Source organism: Pseudomonas sp. SWRI22 (genome assembly GCF_014268395.2).
Lineage (GTDB): Bacteria > Pseudomonadota > Gammaproteobacteria > Pseudomonadales > Pseudomonadaceae > Aquipseudomonas > Aquipseudomonas paracarnis.
This window is the reverse complement of the sequence record NZ_JABWQK020000001.1, coordinates 3,569,782-3,584,899: the sequence shown is the minus strand read 5'-3', so window position 1 is coordinate 3,584,899 and position 15,118 is coordinate 3,569,782. Positions and strand designations below refer to the sequence as shown.

Sequence of the window (15,118 nt, the reverse complement as noted above, 5' to 3'; positions counted from 1 at the left end):
GCGCGTGGCGGCGGCCCCCCAAATCACTGGCGGATTACGGGCACACCGAGCCTGGGCGAGGTGCCGAGTGGTGGGGCAAGAGCCTTTTGCTTACTTTTGGCTGGGCCGGCATTCCGGCTCTTTTCAAAAGTGAGCCGCTGTAAAAGCGGAACCCTAAGTAGCCGTTACCGCAGGAATGGATATGTACTCGGTCTGACACCCTGTATCGGCTGTCAGGCCGCTATCGCAGGCAAGCCAGCTCCCACAGTTGGATTGCGGGGTGTCAGGTAGGTAAATGTCGGCTGGCAGAGCGTCAGGCAGCGCTGCGAATCTTGTGCAAAGCATCCGCCACCCATTGACCAAACGCATCCACCGGCCCTTGCAGGTTGCCGAGAAAATGCGGATAGATCAGCCACAAATCCATCACCGGCTTGAAGTCCTTGAGGGGCATCGCCGTCAGGTGCTCGCGATGAGCACTGCGTTCCAGCAACGGACGTGGCACCAGGCCAAGGCCGAGGCCGTCGGCCACCAGGCCCAGTTGCAGTTCGGTGCCGAAGGTTTCCAGGTTCACCCGCAGCGCCAGGCCCTGGTCAGACAAGGTGCGCTGCAACCCCGCACGGAACCCGCAACCGTCCGGGTTGAGGATCCAACCGCTCTGGTACACGTCCGCCAGCTTGCAAGGCTTCTTCGGCAACTGCGCCTTGGCACAGACCACCACCAACTCCATCTTGCCGATGGACTCACCGACCAGGTTGTCCGGGAAGATCTTGCCTGCGGGGAACAACGCCACCGCCGCATCCAGTTCGCCGCGTTCAATCTTGCCGACCAATTGGCTGCCCCAGCCGGTGGCAACCTGGGCGCGCAAGTCGGCGTATTCGCTGCGCAGGTGCTTGAGTGCGTCCAGCAGCACCACATCGCCGATGGTCTGCGGTACGCCCAGGCGCAGCACGCCGGTGGGCGGCGCATCGGTAGCCACCAGTTCGCGCAGGGCATCCATCTCGCGCAGGATCAACCGGCATTGCTCATAGACACGGGTACCGATCAGCGTTGGCTTGAGGGGCTTGGTGTTGCGGTCGAACAACTCCACTCCCAGGGCCTGCTCGAAGTTCTGCACGCGGCGGGTGATGGCTGGCTGGGTCAGCTGCAACGACGCGGCGGCATGGCTGATGGACTGGCAACGAATCACTTCGACAAAGGCATCGATATCGTCAATTTTCATTTGGGCCGCACATACAGATCAGTCATTAAGATGTGCGTGAAGCATAGTGGCCGCACACAGGTCTGGATAGCCCAGCCAGTGATCAATAACGTCTAACACTATTCAAACCGGTTCTAAATTACCTCCGGCTATAAGCTAATCATTAAAAAATAGCATATTAAAAATAAACATTATGCTTAGATAAAAGCATACCAACAGCCCGATGGAATGGTCATGACCCAGGCCCGACACCCCGAGAGACTCAGAGCCTTCATAGGCGCCCTGGCGGAATTGATCGACGGCAACCCGCGTGAAGGCGACCTGCTGCACCGTGGCGGCAAGCTGCTGGCGCAACTGGTCAGCCACGATGATTGGCTGCCCGACGAGTTCGCCCAGCCCGACCCCGAGCGCTACCAGCAATTTTTGCTGCATGCCGATTCGCGCCAGCGGTTCAGCGTGGTCAGCTTTGTATGGGGGCCAGGGCAACGCACGCCGATTCATGACCACAGGGTGTGGGGGCTGATCGGCATGTTGCGCGGGGCGGAGGTTTCCCAGGGGTTTGCCCGGGCGCCGGGCGCCAGCCTGATAGCGCGAGGCGAACCCGTGCAATTGCTGCCGGGCCAGGTCGAGGCAGTGTCGCCCAAGGTCGGCGATATCCACCAAGTCAGCAATGCCCACGGCGATCAGGTGTCCATCAGCATCCATGTATACGGCGCCAATATCGGTGCGGTGCGCCGGGCGGTGTATCAACCCGACGGCAGCGAGAAACTGTTTATCTCCGGTTATTCCAACGCCTATCTCCCGAACATCTGGGACCTGTCCAAAGAAAAGAGCCCTGCCCTATGACCACCCTATCGACCCGCAGCTTTGCGCAGATTCGCCAGGCCCTGTTGGCACGCGAAGAAGTCGCGCTGATCGACGTGCGCGAAGAAGCCCCCTTTGCCGAGGCCCATCCTCTGTTCGCCGCGAATATCCCCTTGTCCAAGCTGGAACTGGAGGTGTACGCGCGCATTCCACGCCGCGATACCCAGGTCACCCTGTACGACAACGGCGAAGGGCTGGCCCACCGCGCCGCCAAACGCCTGGTTGCACTGGGCTACACCCAGGTCAGCCTGCTGGAGGATGGGCTGGACGGTTGGCGTCGGGCCGGTGGCGAGCTGTTTATCGACGTCAATGTACCCAGCAAGGCGTTTGGCGAACTGGTAGAGAACCAGCGTCACACGCCGTCCCTGGCCGCCGAAGAGGTCCAGGCCCTGCTCGACAGCCAGGCCGATGTGGTGGTGCTCGATGCGCGCCGTTTCGACGAATACCAGACCATGAGCATCCCCAGCAGCATCAGCGTGCCGGGGGCCGAGTTGGTGTTGCGCGCCCGTGAGCTGGCGCCCGATCCGTCTACGCGCATTATCGTCAATTGCGCCGGGCGCACCCGCAGCATTATCGGCACTCAGTCGTTGATCAACGCCGGCCTCCCCAACCCGGTGGCAGCCCTGCGCAACGGCACCATCGGCTGGACCTTGGCCGGGCAGACCCTCGACCATGGCCAGGCGCGCCGCTTTGCGCCGACCTCGGAAAACCATCGCCAACTCGCCGCCCAAAAGGCACATGGTGTTGCCGATAAAGCCGAGGTCAAGCGTGCGACGCTCAATGATCTGCACCGCTGGCAACAGGACGCGACCCGCACCACCTACCTGTTCGATGTGCGCACCGTAGAAGAATTCGAAGCCGGCCACCTGCCGGGCGCCCGCGCCACCCCGGGCGGGCAACTGGTGCAGGAAACCGACCACGTTGCCAGTGTGCGCGGTGCGCGCCTGGTCCTGGTGGACGACGACGGTGTGCGCGCCAATATGTCCGCGTCGTGGCTGGCCCAGTTGGGCTGGCAGGTGTACGTATTGGATGACCTGCAAGCGGAGCACTTCAGCGAGCGCGGCGCATGGGTCGCGCCAGTACCGCCGCCGCCCCAGGCCGAACTGATCAGCCCCCACACCCTTGCCGACTGGCTCGGCCATGGCGACACGCAGGTGCTGGACTTCACGGCCAGCGCCAACTACGTGAAACGTCATATCCCCGGCGCCTGGTGGGTGCTGCGCGCGCAACTGCCCGAGGCCCTGAGCAAGGTACCGAGCGCCCAGCGCTATGTGTTGACCTGCGGCAGCAGCCAACTGGCGCGCCTGGCCGTGCCGGAAGTCGAGGCCCTCACCGGCAAGCCGGTCTTTTTGCTGCAGGACGGCACGGCTGGCTGGATCCATGCGCAACTGCCCCTTGAGTCAGGCGAAAGCCACCTGGCTTCCCCGCGTATCGACCGCTACCGCCGCCCGTACGAAGGCACCGACAACCCACGGGAAGCCATGCAGGCTTACCTGGATTGGGAGTTCGGCCTCGTGGAGCAACTGGCCCGCGACGGCACCCATGGCTTCTACGTGATCTGATTCACCGCTGCATCGTTTCGCCCAACCGACCCCTTCTCCAGGCGGAGGTATCTCCCTTTACCCAACGCCTGGAGTTTTTCTCATGCTGTATGCCCTCCCATTCAAACGCCTGCTGTGGGGCGCCGCCCTGGCCTTCGGCGTGCTTTCCACCGTCCAGGCTGGCGACCTGCAACCGCTGCGCGTGGCCAACCAGAAATCCACGATCAAGGCACTGCTGGAAGCCTCGGGCGAAAGCCAGAACGTGCCTTACGAGATCAAATGGTCGGAATTCCCCTCGGCCTCGCCCCTGGGCGAAGCGCTGAACGCCGGCGCTGTGGATGTCGGCGCCCTGGGCGATGCCCCTTATGTGTTCGCCCTCGGCGCCGGTGCCTCGATCAAGGTGATCAGCATCATCCATGCCGAAGGCCGTAACACCACGGCGCTGCTGGTGCCCAAGGATTCGCCGATCAAGAACGCGGCCGACCTCAAGGGCAAGAAAATCGTCACCGGGCGCGGCTCCATCGGGCACTACCTGGCGATCAAGGCCCTGAACGATGCCGGGCTGACCACCCAGGATGTGCAGTTCATCTTCCTGCTGCCCGCCGAATCCCGGCTGGTACTCGACAACGGCACCGCCGATGCCTGGGCGACGTGGGACCCTTACACCACCGTGGTCACCTCACAGAGCAATGCTCGCGTGCTGGTGAGCGGCAAGCACCTGCTGAGCAATCATCTGTACTTCGCCGCCACCGGCCAAGCCATTGCCGACAAGCGCGTGCAACTGGACGACTTTGTCGCCCGCATTGATCGCGCCTACGCCTGGGCCAATACCCATCCCGAGCAATACGCCGCTGCCCAGGCCAAGATCACTGGCCTGCCACTGGCCGTGCATATAGAAGTGGCCCAGGACACCCATCTTTCCCCGGTCACGATTGACGATACGGTGATCCATGGCCTGCAAGCCACCGCCGACACCTATGTAAAAGAAGGCCTGCTGAGCCAACACATCGACGTCTCCCAGGGCTTCGATTCCAGCTTCAACGCCAAGCGTATCCCCCTCGAACAAGCCTCGCGCTAAGGAGCAGAACATGAGCAAGCCACGTCAATTGAAACTCGGTGCCATGGTGCACGGTGTCGGCCACGGTTGGGGCGAATGGCGCCACCCGCAGGCACAACCCGACGCCAGCACGAATTTCGGCTTCTACAAGCAGCAGACCGAACTGGCCGAAGCCGCCCGGTTCGACTTCGTGTTCATCGCCGACAGCCTGCATATCCACCCCAAGTCCAGCCCCCATTACCTCAACCGTTTCGAGCCGCTGACGATCCTCTCGGCCCTGGCCGCGCTGACCACTCACATCGGCCTGGTCGCCACAGTGACCGTCAGCTACACCGAGCCTTACCAGGTAGCACGCCAGTTCGCCTCCCTGGACCACATCAGCGGCGGCCGCGCCGGCTGGAACGTCGTCACCTCGTGGCTGAGTGGCACCGCCGATAACTTCGGCAAGGCCGAGCATCCGCCCCACGCCGTGCGCTACCGCATCGCCAAGGAACACCTGAATGTGGTCAAGGGTCTGTGGGATTCCTGGGAGGACGACGCCTTTGCCTATAACAAACACAGCGGCGAATTCTTCACCCCAGGCAAGTTGCATGCGCTTAACCACAAGGGCGAATTCTTCTCGGTCAAAGGCCCGCTGAACATCGCGCGTTCGCGCCAGGGCCAACCGGCGATTTTCCAGGCAGGCACTTCGGAGGATGGGCGTAACTTTGCCGCTGAAAACGCCGATGCGATTTTCGTGCATGTGGAAACTATCGATGAGGCCAAGGCCTACAGCGCCGATTTGAAACGCCGCGCCAAGGGCTTTGGCCGCGACCCGGACAGCCTGTCGATCCTGCCGGGCATCCGCCCGATTGTCGGGCGCGATGCCGCCGAAGTGGAAAGCCGCTACCAGCAAGCCGTGGCGCTGGTCACCGTGGAAGACGCCATTGTCGCCCTCGGCCGGCCGTTCAACGACCATGATTTCAGCCAGTACCCGCTGGATGCGCCCTTCCCTGAACTGGGCGACCTGGGCGCCAACAGCCAGAAAGGTGGCTCCGAACGTATCAAGCAACTGGCCCGTGACGAAGGCCTGACCCTGCGCGAAGTGGCCCTGCGTTTCTCACGGCCCCAGCGCGACTTTGTCGGCACCCCGGAACAGGTCGCGGATGCTATTCAGACCTGGTTCGAGAGCGGCGCCAGCGATGGTTTCATCATCAACTCGGTACTGCCGGATGGCCTGCAGTATTTCACTGAGTTGGTGGTGCCTGTGCTTCAACAGCGAGGGTTGTTCCGTACCGAGTACAGCGGCCACACCCTACGGGACAACCTCGGCCTGGAAGTGCCAGCGAACCGCTACAGCGTGATCGAAGCCACCGAACAAGCCCTGGCCTGAATGCTACCCCCTGTAGGAGCGAGCTTGCTCGCGAAGAACGCCCACGATAACGCGTACTTCCTGAATAAACGCGGTGCCTGTGAGTTTTTCGCGAGCAAGCTCGCTCCTACAAGGGGGTCAGGGCTTGCCACCCTCCCACATTTTTGACCGAGTACAGACTTATGACTCAACCGTCTCTCAAGGCTGTGGAAGCCGTCGATTTCGACGCCCTGCTTGATCATCTCAGCGCCGAGCTGGCCAGTACCGCGCCCCTCTATGACGAAAGCGGCACCTTCCCCCACGCTAATTTCAAGCTCCTGCACCAACACCAACTCATCGCCCTGACCGTGCCGAAAAAACTCGGCGGCGGTGGCGCCAGCCTGTCCCAGGCGCGCAAGGTCATCAGCGCCATCGCCAAGGGCGAACCGTCCACGGCATTGATCCTGGTGATGCAATACCTGCAACACGCCCGCCTGCAAGACAACCAGAGCTGGCCCGCACACCTGCGCGTGCAGGTCGCGCAGGAGGCAGCGCAGAACGGCGCGCTGATCAATGCCCTGCGTGTCGAACCTGACCTTGGCACCCCAGCCCGTGGCGGTTTGCCGGCCACCACCGCCGTGCGCACCGCCGACGGCTGGCGTATCAGTGGGCGCAAGCTCTACTCCACCGGCAGCCATGGCCTGAGCTGGTTCAGCGTGTGGGCGCGCAGCGATGACGCCGACCCGCTGGTGGGCGCCTGGCTGGTGCCCAAGGCCAGCCCCGGCGTCAGCATCATCGACACCTGGGACCACTTGGGCATGCGCGCCACCTGCAGCCATGAGGTGGTGTTGGACAACGTATGGGTGCCCCTGGACCATGCGGTCAGCGTCAGCCCCTGGAGCGCCCCGCAAGCGGAGCTGGATGGCGAAGGATTCCTCTGGATGTCGGTGTTGTTGTCCTCGGTGTACGACGCCGTGGCCCAGGCGGCACGAGACTGGCTGGTGGACTGGCTGGAGGAGCGCACGCCGTCGAATCTCGGCGCGGCACTGTCCACCCTGCCGCGTTTTCAGGAGACCGTCGGCCATATCGACACTTTGCTGTTTGCCAACCGTAGCCTGCTCGATGCTGCTGCCGCAGGGCACACGCCGACGGCCAATGCCGCACAAGTGAAGTACCTGGTGACCGGCAATGCGATCCGTGCGGTCGAGCTGGCCATCGAAGCCTCGGGCAACCCTGGCCTGTCACGGCACAGCCCACTGCAACGGCATTACCGCGATGTGCTGTGCAGCCGCGTCCACACTCCGCAAAATGACGCCGTGCTGCAAGGCGTCGGCAAAGCTGTGTTCAACCAGCGCCAAAAGGAACGCACATGAGCCAGGTGATTATTGCCAGCCAACTGGACGAAGATTACAACCAGGTGATCCGGGAGCGCCTTGCCCCACTTCACCCCGAAGCCCAGGTAATCGGCGTGCCGGTCGGTGTGCCCAGTGACTTGCCGCCCCACGCCAATATCCTGCTGCTGCGCCCGATCAATGTGCGGGGCTACACCGCCCCCGACACCCCGCCACCGGGCTGGCCCTACGGCGCACAGTGGGTGCACCTGGTGTCGTCGGGTATCGACTTCTACCCTCAGTGGCTATTCAACGGCCCACCCGTGACCACTTCCCGTGGCAGCGCCGCCGAGAACCTGGCCGAGTTCGCCCTGGCGGCGATCTTTGCCGCGGCCAAGCATTTGCCGGACATCTGGGTAAAGGATGCCCAGTGGCAGTTCACCGCGCTGCGGCCGCTCAAGGGCACCACGCTGGGCCTTTTGGGCTTTGGCGCGATTGGCACAAGCCTGGCGCAAAAGGCTCTGGCACTGGGGTTCAAGGTCGTGGCGCTGCGTCAAAGCACAACCCCGTTCGGCCTCGATGGCGTGGAAGCGGCCAAGGACATCCACGACCTGTTTGCCCGCGCCGATCACCTGGTGGTGGCGGCCCCCCTGACGGAAGCAACGCGGCATATCATCAATCGTAATGTACTGGCCAGCGCCAAGCCGGGGCTGCACCTGATCAATATCGCCCGCGGTGGCCTGCTCGATCAGCAAGCGCTGTTGCACGCGTTGGATAACGGCCAGATCGGCCTGGCTTCCCTCGACGTCACCGAGCCAGAGCCACTGCCCGATGGGCATCCGCTGTACAGCCATCCAATGGTACGGCTGTCGCCGCATACTTCGGCTATTTCGACCCGCAGCAAGGAGGAAATTGCGGATACGTTCCTGGCTAATCTGGAACGGTATGTGGCGGGCCTCGAGTTAAGTAACCTCGCGAATGTCTGACGGCTTGCCCGCAAAGGGGGGGCCAGCCACTGAATATTCAACTGAGCCACCGCTATCGCAGGCAAGCCAGCTCCCACACTGGTCATGCATTGCCCAAAAAAAATCAGCGCCTGGCACAGATCCCTGTGGGAGCGCGGTGTGTCAGTCACTGAATATTCAACTGAGCCACCGCTATCGCCGGCAAACCAGCTCTCACAGGTTTTGGGAAGGTGGCGGGGAAGCTCATTTGATGCGGTAGTGGAAGGTGTTGCGCACTGCCGGTACGGCAACAGCTTTGCCATCGACGATTCTCGGCTGGTAGCGAAAAGTATTGGCCGCCGCCAATGAGGGCCTGATGAACAACGGGTGACAGCCTTCCAATACCTTGGGGGTTTCAACGTGCCCCTGGATGTTGACGGTGTACTCCACCGAGCAGTCGCCTTCGATGTTCTTGTCCAGGGCGCGTTCGGGGTAGTCGGGGGCGGCCTTGCTCAAGGGTTGGTACTGGCGGATGTCGAATGCAGGGGTAGGCGCAGGCACGGCGGCTCGGGCTTTTTCCGAAGCGGCACGCTCCTGACTCAGACGTTGCTGTTCCAACTCCCGATTGCGCTGCTCGGTCGCCATGCGCTGCTGTTGTTGCTCGAGTTTCTTTTCTTCAACCCGCTTGCGCGCCAGCGCGGCTTTCTCGAGCTTTTGCGCCTGCACCTGCGGATCAACCGTCGGCCTGGTCGGTACCGGGATGACAACAGGTTCTGCCAGCGCGGCAGCTACGGGCTCGGGTGTCGGCACAGGCGCCGGCGCCGGAGCGGGTAAAACCACCAACTGCGTGTGCATCACCCGCGGCGCATCCACCCCTGGTCGCTCCGTCGACCAGCCCAGCATCAACGCCACTGCCACCGCACCATGTAGCGCCACGGCCAGACTCGCTGCCAGGCCTTTACGCCATAAACCATCGCCGTTGGGCGCCAAGGCCAGTGCCGGACTGTGCAGGATCATCGTTGTCATTGTGGGGCCTCTGTCACCAGCCCAAGATTGCTGACGCCGCCCTTCTGCAGCACCGCCATGGCCGCCACTACACGGCCATAACCTGCATTGTCGTCAGCGCGGATATACACCTGGGTATCGCTGCGCGCCGCCACCACCTGCATGACCTTGGCGCTCATTTCTTCCAGGGTCACCGCGCTATCGGTCTGCTGGCGCGTATCCAGCTCGCCACCCAGGTTCCAGTAGTAGCCACCGTCCGCCTTCACCGACAACGTCAGGATCTGCTGGCGCGTATCGGTGGCCAGCGCCTCGGCGGCGACCTTGGGCAGTTCGATCTTTACGCCCTGGGTGAGCATGGGCGCAGTGACCATGAAGATCACCAGCAGCACCAGCATCACGTCGATGTAGGGCACCACATTCATCTCGGCCTTGGGCCCGTGCTTGCGTTGCGGCCTGATCAACATCGCTTTGCTCCTTGTTCAGGCGGCCACGGCCAGGTTGATCGAGGTACCGCGCAGCATGCGGTGCAGGTGCACTTGCAGTTCATTGCCGAAAGCGTAGTAGCGCGTGAGCAAGGTCTGGCTGCGGGCCGCGAAACGGTTATAGGCGATCACTGCCGGAATCGCCGCAAACAGGCCAATGGCCGTGGCAATCAAGGCTTCTGCAATACCCGGTGCCACGGTCGATAGCGTGGCCTGTTGCACCTGCGACAAGCCGAGGAACGAATTCATGATGCCCCATACAGTCCCGAACAGGCCGATATAGGGGCTGACCGACCCCACCGTCGCCAGAAATTGCAGGCCCTTTTCCAGCTCAAGTTCCTGCTCGGTGATCGCTACCTGCAAGGCGCGCTCCACACCCTCGAGCACTGCCGGATCGTGGTGGTGCAGATGCTGGTATTCCTGCATGCCGGCAATAAAGATCGGCGCCACACCGCCCTCGCCCGCCTGCACGGTGTCGCGATACAAGGGTTGCAGGTCCGACGCCACGCGAAAGCGCGCCAGGAAGCCGTTGAGCTGCCGTTCCAGACCACGCAGCACACTGCTGCGCTGAATGATCAGATACCAGCTGAACAAGGAAGCCAGCAACAAAGTGACCATCACAGCCTTGACCAACAGGCTAGCGTCGCTGATCAAACTCCAGATCGTCATATGTTCCATCGTCGCGTGCATGGTAAAGCTCCTATTCGATTAAAAACGGATGACTGCGTGATGACAGCTCAGGGTAATTTCAACGCGCGGCTCACCTCGGCCCAGGGCACAAACTTGAAGTTCTGGGCTTGCTCGGGCATGCGCTTGCGCCCGTCCTGTACCACCAGCATGCCCTGGCTCCATGGCCCACCGAGGTTGACGGCAGTGACCTCCAGGCCATCGGTTTCCGAGGCGCCATCAATGCCTGCGGCCGCATTGAGGCCAACGCGCAAGGCGCCGTGCACAGCGAATGGCGGCTCGGCGTCCAGCACCAGGTAGCTGTCATTGCCTTGGCTGGAGATCACCAGGTAATCCCGCGCGGGGCTTTGATACAGCGCCAGGCCTTCGACATCTGCGTGCAGTTGCGGGCCGACTTTGATCACCGGAGTGAGCGTGGCCGGTTGGTCGGCACGGGCATCCATCGCCCACACACCGACATCTTCCTCACCGATAAACAAGCGTTGGCGCTGGTCATCGGCCACGCAGCCCTCGGGCTGGCTGTCGACCTTGAACTGACGCACCAACTCGCCCTGCACACGGCCAGCCGGTGCACTCAGGCGGTATTGCAGGAAGGTGCCATCCTTGTCATTGGCGAACGCGTAGAGCTCACCGCTGGCGGGCTGGTACAGGCAGATGCCGTAGATGTCCTTGAGTGGCGTGGGGACCTCACCGGCTTCAAGCAACTCGCCGCTCTGGCGGTCGATGCTGAACAGGCTCAGGCTATTGCGGTCGCGATTACTCGCCACGGCCAGGTCGACGGTGTGCGTACCGAGTTTGAAGCCAGGGCGTATGTCGACATTGTTCAGGCGCCCCACTGCCAGCTCCTGCAACAGCTTGCCGTCAAGATCGTAGGCCAGCAGGCCCTGTTTCTTGTTGGTCCCCAGCACACGACTTTTGGCCGGCGTTTCAGGGTGAACCCAGATGGCCGGGTCATCCGCCGCGTCGCCTTGGCGACCCACGGGTTCGGTCTGGCGCAGTGCGGCGACTTGCGCAAGTATCGGCGCAACCGGCACCGGCGTGGCTTGCCAGTCAAGGCGGCCCTGATAGAGCTGCTCGCTGTCGTCGTCCCGCACCAGCACCTGCCGGCCCTGTATTACCAACTGCTCCGGTTCCTTGAGGCCCGGCAAGGCCAGGCTGGGTTGCTCAACCCAACGTTCCCCGACTTGCTGGAACAGGTGCAATTGCGCGGTTTTCGGGTCCAACGCGAGCATCCCGCCCGGCACCAGTGCCATGGCGCCTGCTTCGCGCTGGGGATCGTCGAACAGCGCCACGGGCATGCGCTTCACCTCGGCTTCCGGGTGCGCCGGGTAGGCCCACCAGCCGACGTTTTGCTCATTCACCACCAATCGTTCGGCCGCATCGTCCACTTGGCAGAATTGCGCCGATGGAGGCAGTGGCAGGTTGCGAACACGCTGCGCCTGGGCCAACAGCGTCGAACCATTGCCCACCAGCCACTGCTCGCCCTTGCCCTCTTCACCGACCAGAAACACAAACAGGTTGGCCGCCGAATCGCGATAGAGGCACAGGCTATTTACCGCGAAGTCGCGGGTCGGCAGGTACAGCGGCGTACCCCAGGTTTTGCCGGCGCCATCGAGACCGATCAGCAAGGCCTGCTGGCGGTCGTTATCGAGGCTGGCGATCAGCGAGTGAGTACCGGCAGCGCGTGTGTCGAGGCTGCTGAAACGGCCTTTGAAGCGGGCCAGTTCGACGCCTTTATCGTCGAGCAGCAGCAGGCCGTCGCGGGCACTGGCGGCCACGCGCTGGGTGCCGCCGGGCAGGAAGGCAACGGCCTGGGCGTTCAGGCTGGGTGCCCAAGGGGTCAGCGGTAGGTCAGTGGCGAACGCATTGGCGCTGCTAACCAGTACGACCAGCAGGCACAGCTTGGAAATTCTCATGAACAGACAATCCTTCGAAAACAATGGAGATCCCGTTTGGGAGGGCTTGCCCTGATGCCCTGTAGGAGCGAGCTTGCTCGCGAAAAACTCCCAGGCGCCGCATTCATTCAGGCGCCCCGCGTCATCGTTGAAGTTTTTCGCGAGCGAGCTCGCTCCTACAGGGGCCAGGGTTAGAAATGGGTAAAGGTCAGGCCCAACTTGTAGGTGGGACCGTACTCTTCGTACTGGCCGTTGTAGCTACGGTGGCCGGTATAGACGAAGTACGACTCGTCGGTGAGGTTCTGTGCCTCGAAACTGACCTGCAGGTTCTTGGTCAGTGAGTAGCGCGCACTGAAATCAACGAAGGTTTGCGCGTCGACGTGCAGGTCATGGGCCTTGTCATTGATCGACGCCAACTCGTACAAATAGGCCGATTTGTAATTGGCCGACAGGCGCAGGCTGAGGGTGTCGTCTTCCCAACCGAGCATCAGGTTGCCGACCGTGTCCGACTGGTTGGGCAGGCTGATGTTGCGCTTGCGATTGCGCCCACTGGCACTGTCGAAGCCCTCGATGTCCGCGCTGGAACGGCTGAAGGTGCTGTTGGCACCGATCATCAGGCCGTTCCATGGCGCAGGCAGCCAGTCGAACTTCTGTGAGTAGGCCAGTTCCAGGCCATACAGTTTGGCGCTGTCGCCGTTGGCAAAGGTGTGCGCCTCGGCGAAGTTGGCCCAGGCACCGGTACCAGCCACGTCGGTGTTGTAGACGAAGTTCTGGATGTCTTTGTAGAACACGAAGGCCGACACGGTACCGGCACGGCCCATGAAATGCTCGATGCCCAGGTCCAGGTTGCTTGATTCCAGAGGCTTGAGGTCCGGGTTGCCGAACGTGGCCTCGTCATCGTCAATCACAAAACCCGGGGCCAGTTGGCCAAAGGTCGGACGCACCACCGATTTGGTCCAGGCGGCGCGCACTTGGGTGTTCTTGTCAATCTGGTAGCGCGCATGCAGGCCCGGCAGCCAGTGGTGATAACGGCGCTTGGTCTCGGTGGCGCTGAACTGGCCGTCCGTGGCACCGGTGCCCTTGGCTTCGAACTCGGTACCCTCGTAACGCATACCGGCGATGAAGCGCCAGTCGTCAATATCGACGGTGTTCATCAGGTAGCCGGCATTGATGTCTTCGCGGATGGTGAAGTCGTTGACCGTGGATTCCGTCGGGTCATAGAAGTCATCGCGATTGAGGCCGCCGATCAACTGACGGATATTGCCCGCGCTGATACCTGGGCCAAAGCGGCCGAGGCGGTAGTCGACGTTGCCCTTCTGGAACTGCGTGAGGTTGAGTTGTTCATCGCTCAAGCCCTGTTCATCCAGGTCCTTGTAGACCCAGGCCTCCAGGTCATTGTCCTTGTGGCGCCGGCTGACCTTGCCGCCGAACTTGAACTGGGATGCGTAACCGCTGAGGTCATAGTCGCGGGCCAGGTCCAGGCGCAGGTTCTTCTCGGTGTCCTGGGTGTGCTGTTTTTCCCAGTCGACTTTGTCGAGGCTGAAATTGGCGGGGTCGTAGAAACCACTGCCGATGATCGGGCGCGGCTTGGCCGTGTCGTAAAAGCCGCTGTCGGCAAAGTCACCGCCGTCGAAGGTCGCACCGGCAATATGCCCCGGGCTGTCTTCGCTGGAACGGCTGTAACCGGCCTGGCCGCTCAAGGTCCACAGGCCGAGCATGCGTTCACCGCCCACTACGTAGGACTGGATTTGCTGGGTTTCCTCGCGGTTCTTGAGCTCGCGTTTGCCCTCGGCGTCGCCCAATTCGGCGGGCGCTTGCGGGTCAGCAAACTCGAGGCTGGCAGCGTTGCGGGTTTCGGTGTCCTTGTAGCGACTGTAGAGGGTGCGCAGGTAGTAGCTGCTCAGGTCATCGGGCTTGTAATCGAAGTTAAGGCCACCACCGGCGCGTTCACGGCTGATGTCGTAGTCGCGCTGCTCGAATTCGTTGAGCCGGGCGCCGTTGCTGAAGTCCCAGGCGCCGCCGGTTTCGACGTTGTCCGAGCCGAAATCACGCTTCTGCCAACTGAGGGCCGCGGCCACGCCAAAGTTGTCGATACCGTCGCCGAGGCTGAACCGGTTACTGGCGGCGCCGGAGAATTTGGGGCTGGTCTGGTGCGTGTTCTTGTCGTAACTGGCCTCGGTGCTGCCGGTATAGAACAGGCCCTTGTGGTCGAACGCCGAAAGGCTTTTCACATCGACGGTGCCGCCGAGGGAGTTGGCGTCCATGTCCGGTGTGAGCGTCTTGATCACCGACAGCGACTGCACCAATTCCGAAGGCAGAACATCGAGGGCCACGGCGCGGCGCTCGCTCTCGGGGGATGGCACCAGGGTGCCGTTGATGGTCACGCTGTTGAGGTCCGGGCCCAGGCCGCGCACGCTGACAAAGCGGCCTTCGCCCTGGTCACGTTCAACGCTGATGCCCGGCAAGCGCTGCACCGCCTCGGCAACGTTCTCATCCGGCAACTGGGCGACGCCGTCGGCATGCACCACGCTCTTGATACTGTCGGAAGAGCGCTGCTCCTTGAGGGCGCTGTCGATCGCAGCGGCTTGGCCGACCACATCGACATGCTCGGTGGCCGCTTCCGCGGCGTTGAGCCGCTCGCAGGCTATCGCCAGAGCCAAGGCGGTAAGCGTAAAGCTGACGAGCCCGGTGCGCTTGTACATGAAACCCTCCCCAAGAATCCGTTGGCGCCAGGCAAGGGGCCCGGCAACTGGGAGGGCACGCTAGGGGGCAGGCGTGACGGTTCTGTGACAAGGTTGCGGGCAG

Annotated in this window: 12 protein-coding genes; 6 read left to right on the top strand and 6 right to left on the bottom strand. The window is 62.4% G+C overall.

The annotated features are described in order from the left end of the window. Positions 1-292: 292 nt before the first annotated feature. Positions 293-1,198, bottom strand: a complete 906-nt coding sequence (locus HU730_RS15710) for a LysR family transcriptional regulator (RefSeq protein WP_186527407.1) — start codon at positions 1,196-1,198, stop codon at positions 293-295. A 213-nt stretch (positions 1,199-1,411) separates the two neighbouring features. Between HU730_RS15710 and HU730_RS15705 the strand changes: the two genes are divergently transcribed. The 6 genes from HU730_RS15705 to HU730_RS15680 all read left to right on the top strand — a co-directional run bounded on the left by HU730_RS15705 (position 1,412) and on the right by HU730_RS15680 (position 8,286). After that, a complete protein-coding gene (locus HU730_RS15705; protein WP_054898673.1) occupies positions 1,412-2,023 on the top strand; it encodes a cysteine dioxygenase in 612 nt (203 codons plus the stop codon). Next, positions 2,020-3,603, top strand: a complete 1,584-nt coding sequence (locus tag HU730_RS15700) for a rhodanese-related sulfurtransferase (RefSeq protein WP_186527408.1) — start codon at positions 2,020-2,022, stop codon at positions 3,601-3,603. The genes HU730_RS15705 and HU730_RS15700 overlap by 4 nt, the downstream gene beginning before the upstream one ends. 82 nt (positions 3,604-3,685) lie before the next feature. Next, positions 3,686-4,660: an ABC transporter substrate-binding protein gene (locus HU730_RS15695; protein ID WP_034127404.1), complete on the top strand. Its 975-nt coding sequence runs from the start codon at positions 3,686-3,688 to the stop codon at positions 4,658-4,660. 10 nt (positions 4,661-4,670) lie between these two features. Next, a complete protein-coding gene (locus HU730_RS15690) occupies positions 4,671-6,011 on the top strand; it encodes an LLM class flavin-dependent oxidoreductase (protein WP_034127403.1) in 1,341 nt (446 codons plus the stop codon). Between the two features lie 161 nt (positions 6,012-6,172). Continuing rightward, a complete protein-coding gene (locus tag HU730_RS15685) occupies positions 6,173-7,342 on the top strand; it encodes an acyl-CoA dehydrogenase family protein (protein ID WP_034127402.1) in 1,170 nt (389 codons plus the stop codon). Then, positions 7,339-8,286 (top strand): D-isomer specific 2-hydroxyacid dehydrogenase family protein, encoded by a 948-nt coding sequence (locus HU730_RS15680; protein ID WP_034127401.1) that lies wholly within the window; start codon positions 7,339-7,341, stop codon positions 8,284-8,286. Before HU730_RS15685 ends, HU730_RS15680 begins: the two co-directional genes overlap by 4 nt. Positions 8,287-8,508: 222 nt before the next feature. Here the strand turns inward: HU730_RS15680 and HU730_RS15675 are convergent, their stop codons facing one another. The 5 genes from HU730_RS15675 to HU730_RS15655 all read right to left on the bottom strand — a co-directional run bounded on the left by HU730_RS15675 (position 8,509) and on the right by HU730_RS15655 (position 15,015). Then, positions 8,509-9,270 carry an energy transducer TonB gene (locus tag HU730_RS15675; RefSeq protein ID WP_034127400.1) on the bottom strand — a complete coding sequence of 254 codons (762 nt, stop codon included), beginning with the start codon at positions 9,268-9,270 and terminating at the stop codon, positions 8,509-8,511. Then, positions 9,267-9,713, bottom strand: a complete 447-nt coding sequence (tolR, locus tag HU730_RS15670) for a protein TolR (RefSeq protein ID WP_034127399.1) — start codon at positions 9,711-9,713, stop codon at positions 9,267-9,269. Before tolR ends, HU730_RS15675 begins: the two co-directional genes overlap by 4 nt. Positions 9,714-9,728: 15 nt before the next feature. Continuing rightward, on the bottom strand, positions 9,729-10,421 hold the full coding sequence (gene tolQ / locus HU730_RS15665; RefSeq protein WP_034127398.1) for a protein TolQ: 693 nt from the start codon (positions 10,419-10,421) through the stop codon (positions 9,729-9,731). Between the two features lie 47 nt (positions 10,422-10,468). Further along, positions 10,469-12,334, bottom strand: a complete 1,866-nt coding sequence (locus HU730_RS15660; protein WP_169922154.1) for a phytase — start codon at positions 12,332-12,334, stop codon at positions 10,469-10,471. Between the two features lie 170 nt (positions 12,335-12,504). Next, on the bottom strand, positions 12,505-15,015 hold the full coding sequence (locus HU730_RS15655; RefSeq protein ID WP_186527409.1) for a TonB-dependent receptor: 2,511 nt from the start codon (positions 15,013-15,015) through the stop codon (positions 12,505-12,507). Positions 15,016-15,118: the final 103 nt, after the last annotated feature.

Excerpts from the sequence above, each read along its gene's own strand:
- HU730_RS15680 (WP_034127401.1), top strand. The coding sequence starts at position 7,339 with ATGAGCCAGGTGATTATTGCCAGCCAACTGGACGAAGATTACAACCAG.
- HU730_RS15695 (WP_034127404.1), top strand. The coding sequence starts at position 3,686 with ATGCTGTATGCCCTCCCATTCAAACGCCTGCTGTGGGGCGCCGCCCTG.
- HU730_RS15705 (WP_054898673.1), top strand. The coding sequence starts at position 1,412 with ATGACCCAGGCCCGACACCCCGAGAGACTCAGAGCCTTCATAGGCGCC.
- tolQ (WP_034127398.1), bottom strand. The coding sequence starts at position 10,421 with ATGCACGCGACGATGGAACATATGACGATCTGGAGTTTGATCAGCGAC.
- HU730_RS15700 (WP_186527408.1), top strand. The coding sequence starts at position 2,020 with ATGACCACCCTATCGACCCGCAGCTTTGCGCAGATTCGCCAGGCCCTG.
- HU730_RS15655 (WP_186527409.1), bottom strand. The coding sequence starts at position 15,015 with ATGTACAAGCGCACCGGGCTCGTCAGCTTTACGCTTACCGCCTTGGCT.
- HU730_RS15685 (WP_034127402.1), top strand. The coding sequence starts at position 6,173 with ATGACTCAACCGTCTCTCAAGGCTGTGGAAGCCGTCGATTTCGACGCC.
- tolR (WP_034127399.1), bottom strand. The coding sequence starts at position 9,713 with ATGTTGATCAGGCCGCAACGCAAGCACGGGCCCAAGGCCGAGATGAAT.
- HU730_RS15675 (WP_034127400.1), bottom strand. The coding sequence starts at position 9,270 with ATGACAACGATGATCCTGCACAGTCCGGCACTGGCCTTGGCGCCCAAC.
- HU730_RS15660 (WP_169922154.1), bottom strand. The coding sequence starts at position 12,334 with ATGAGAATTTCCAAGCTGTGCCTGCTGGTCGTACTGGTTAGCAGCGCC.
- HU730_RS15710 (WP_186527407.1), bottom strand. The coding sequence starts at position 1,198 with ATGAAAATTGACGATATCGATGCCTTTGTCGAAGTGATTCGTTGCCAG.
- HU730_RS15690 (WP_034127403.1), top strand. The coding sequence starts at position 4,671 with ATGAGCAAGCCACGTCAATTGAAACTCGGTGCCATGGTGCACGGTGTC.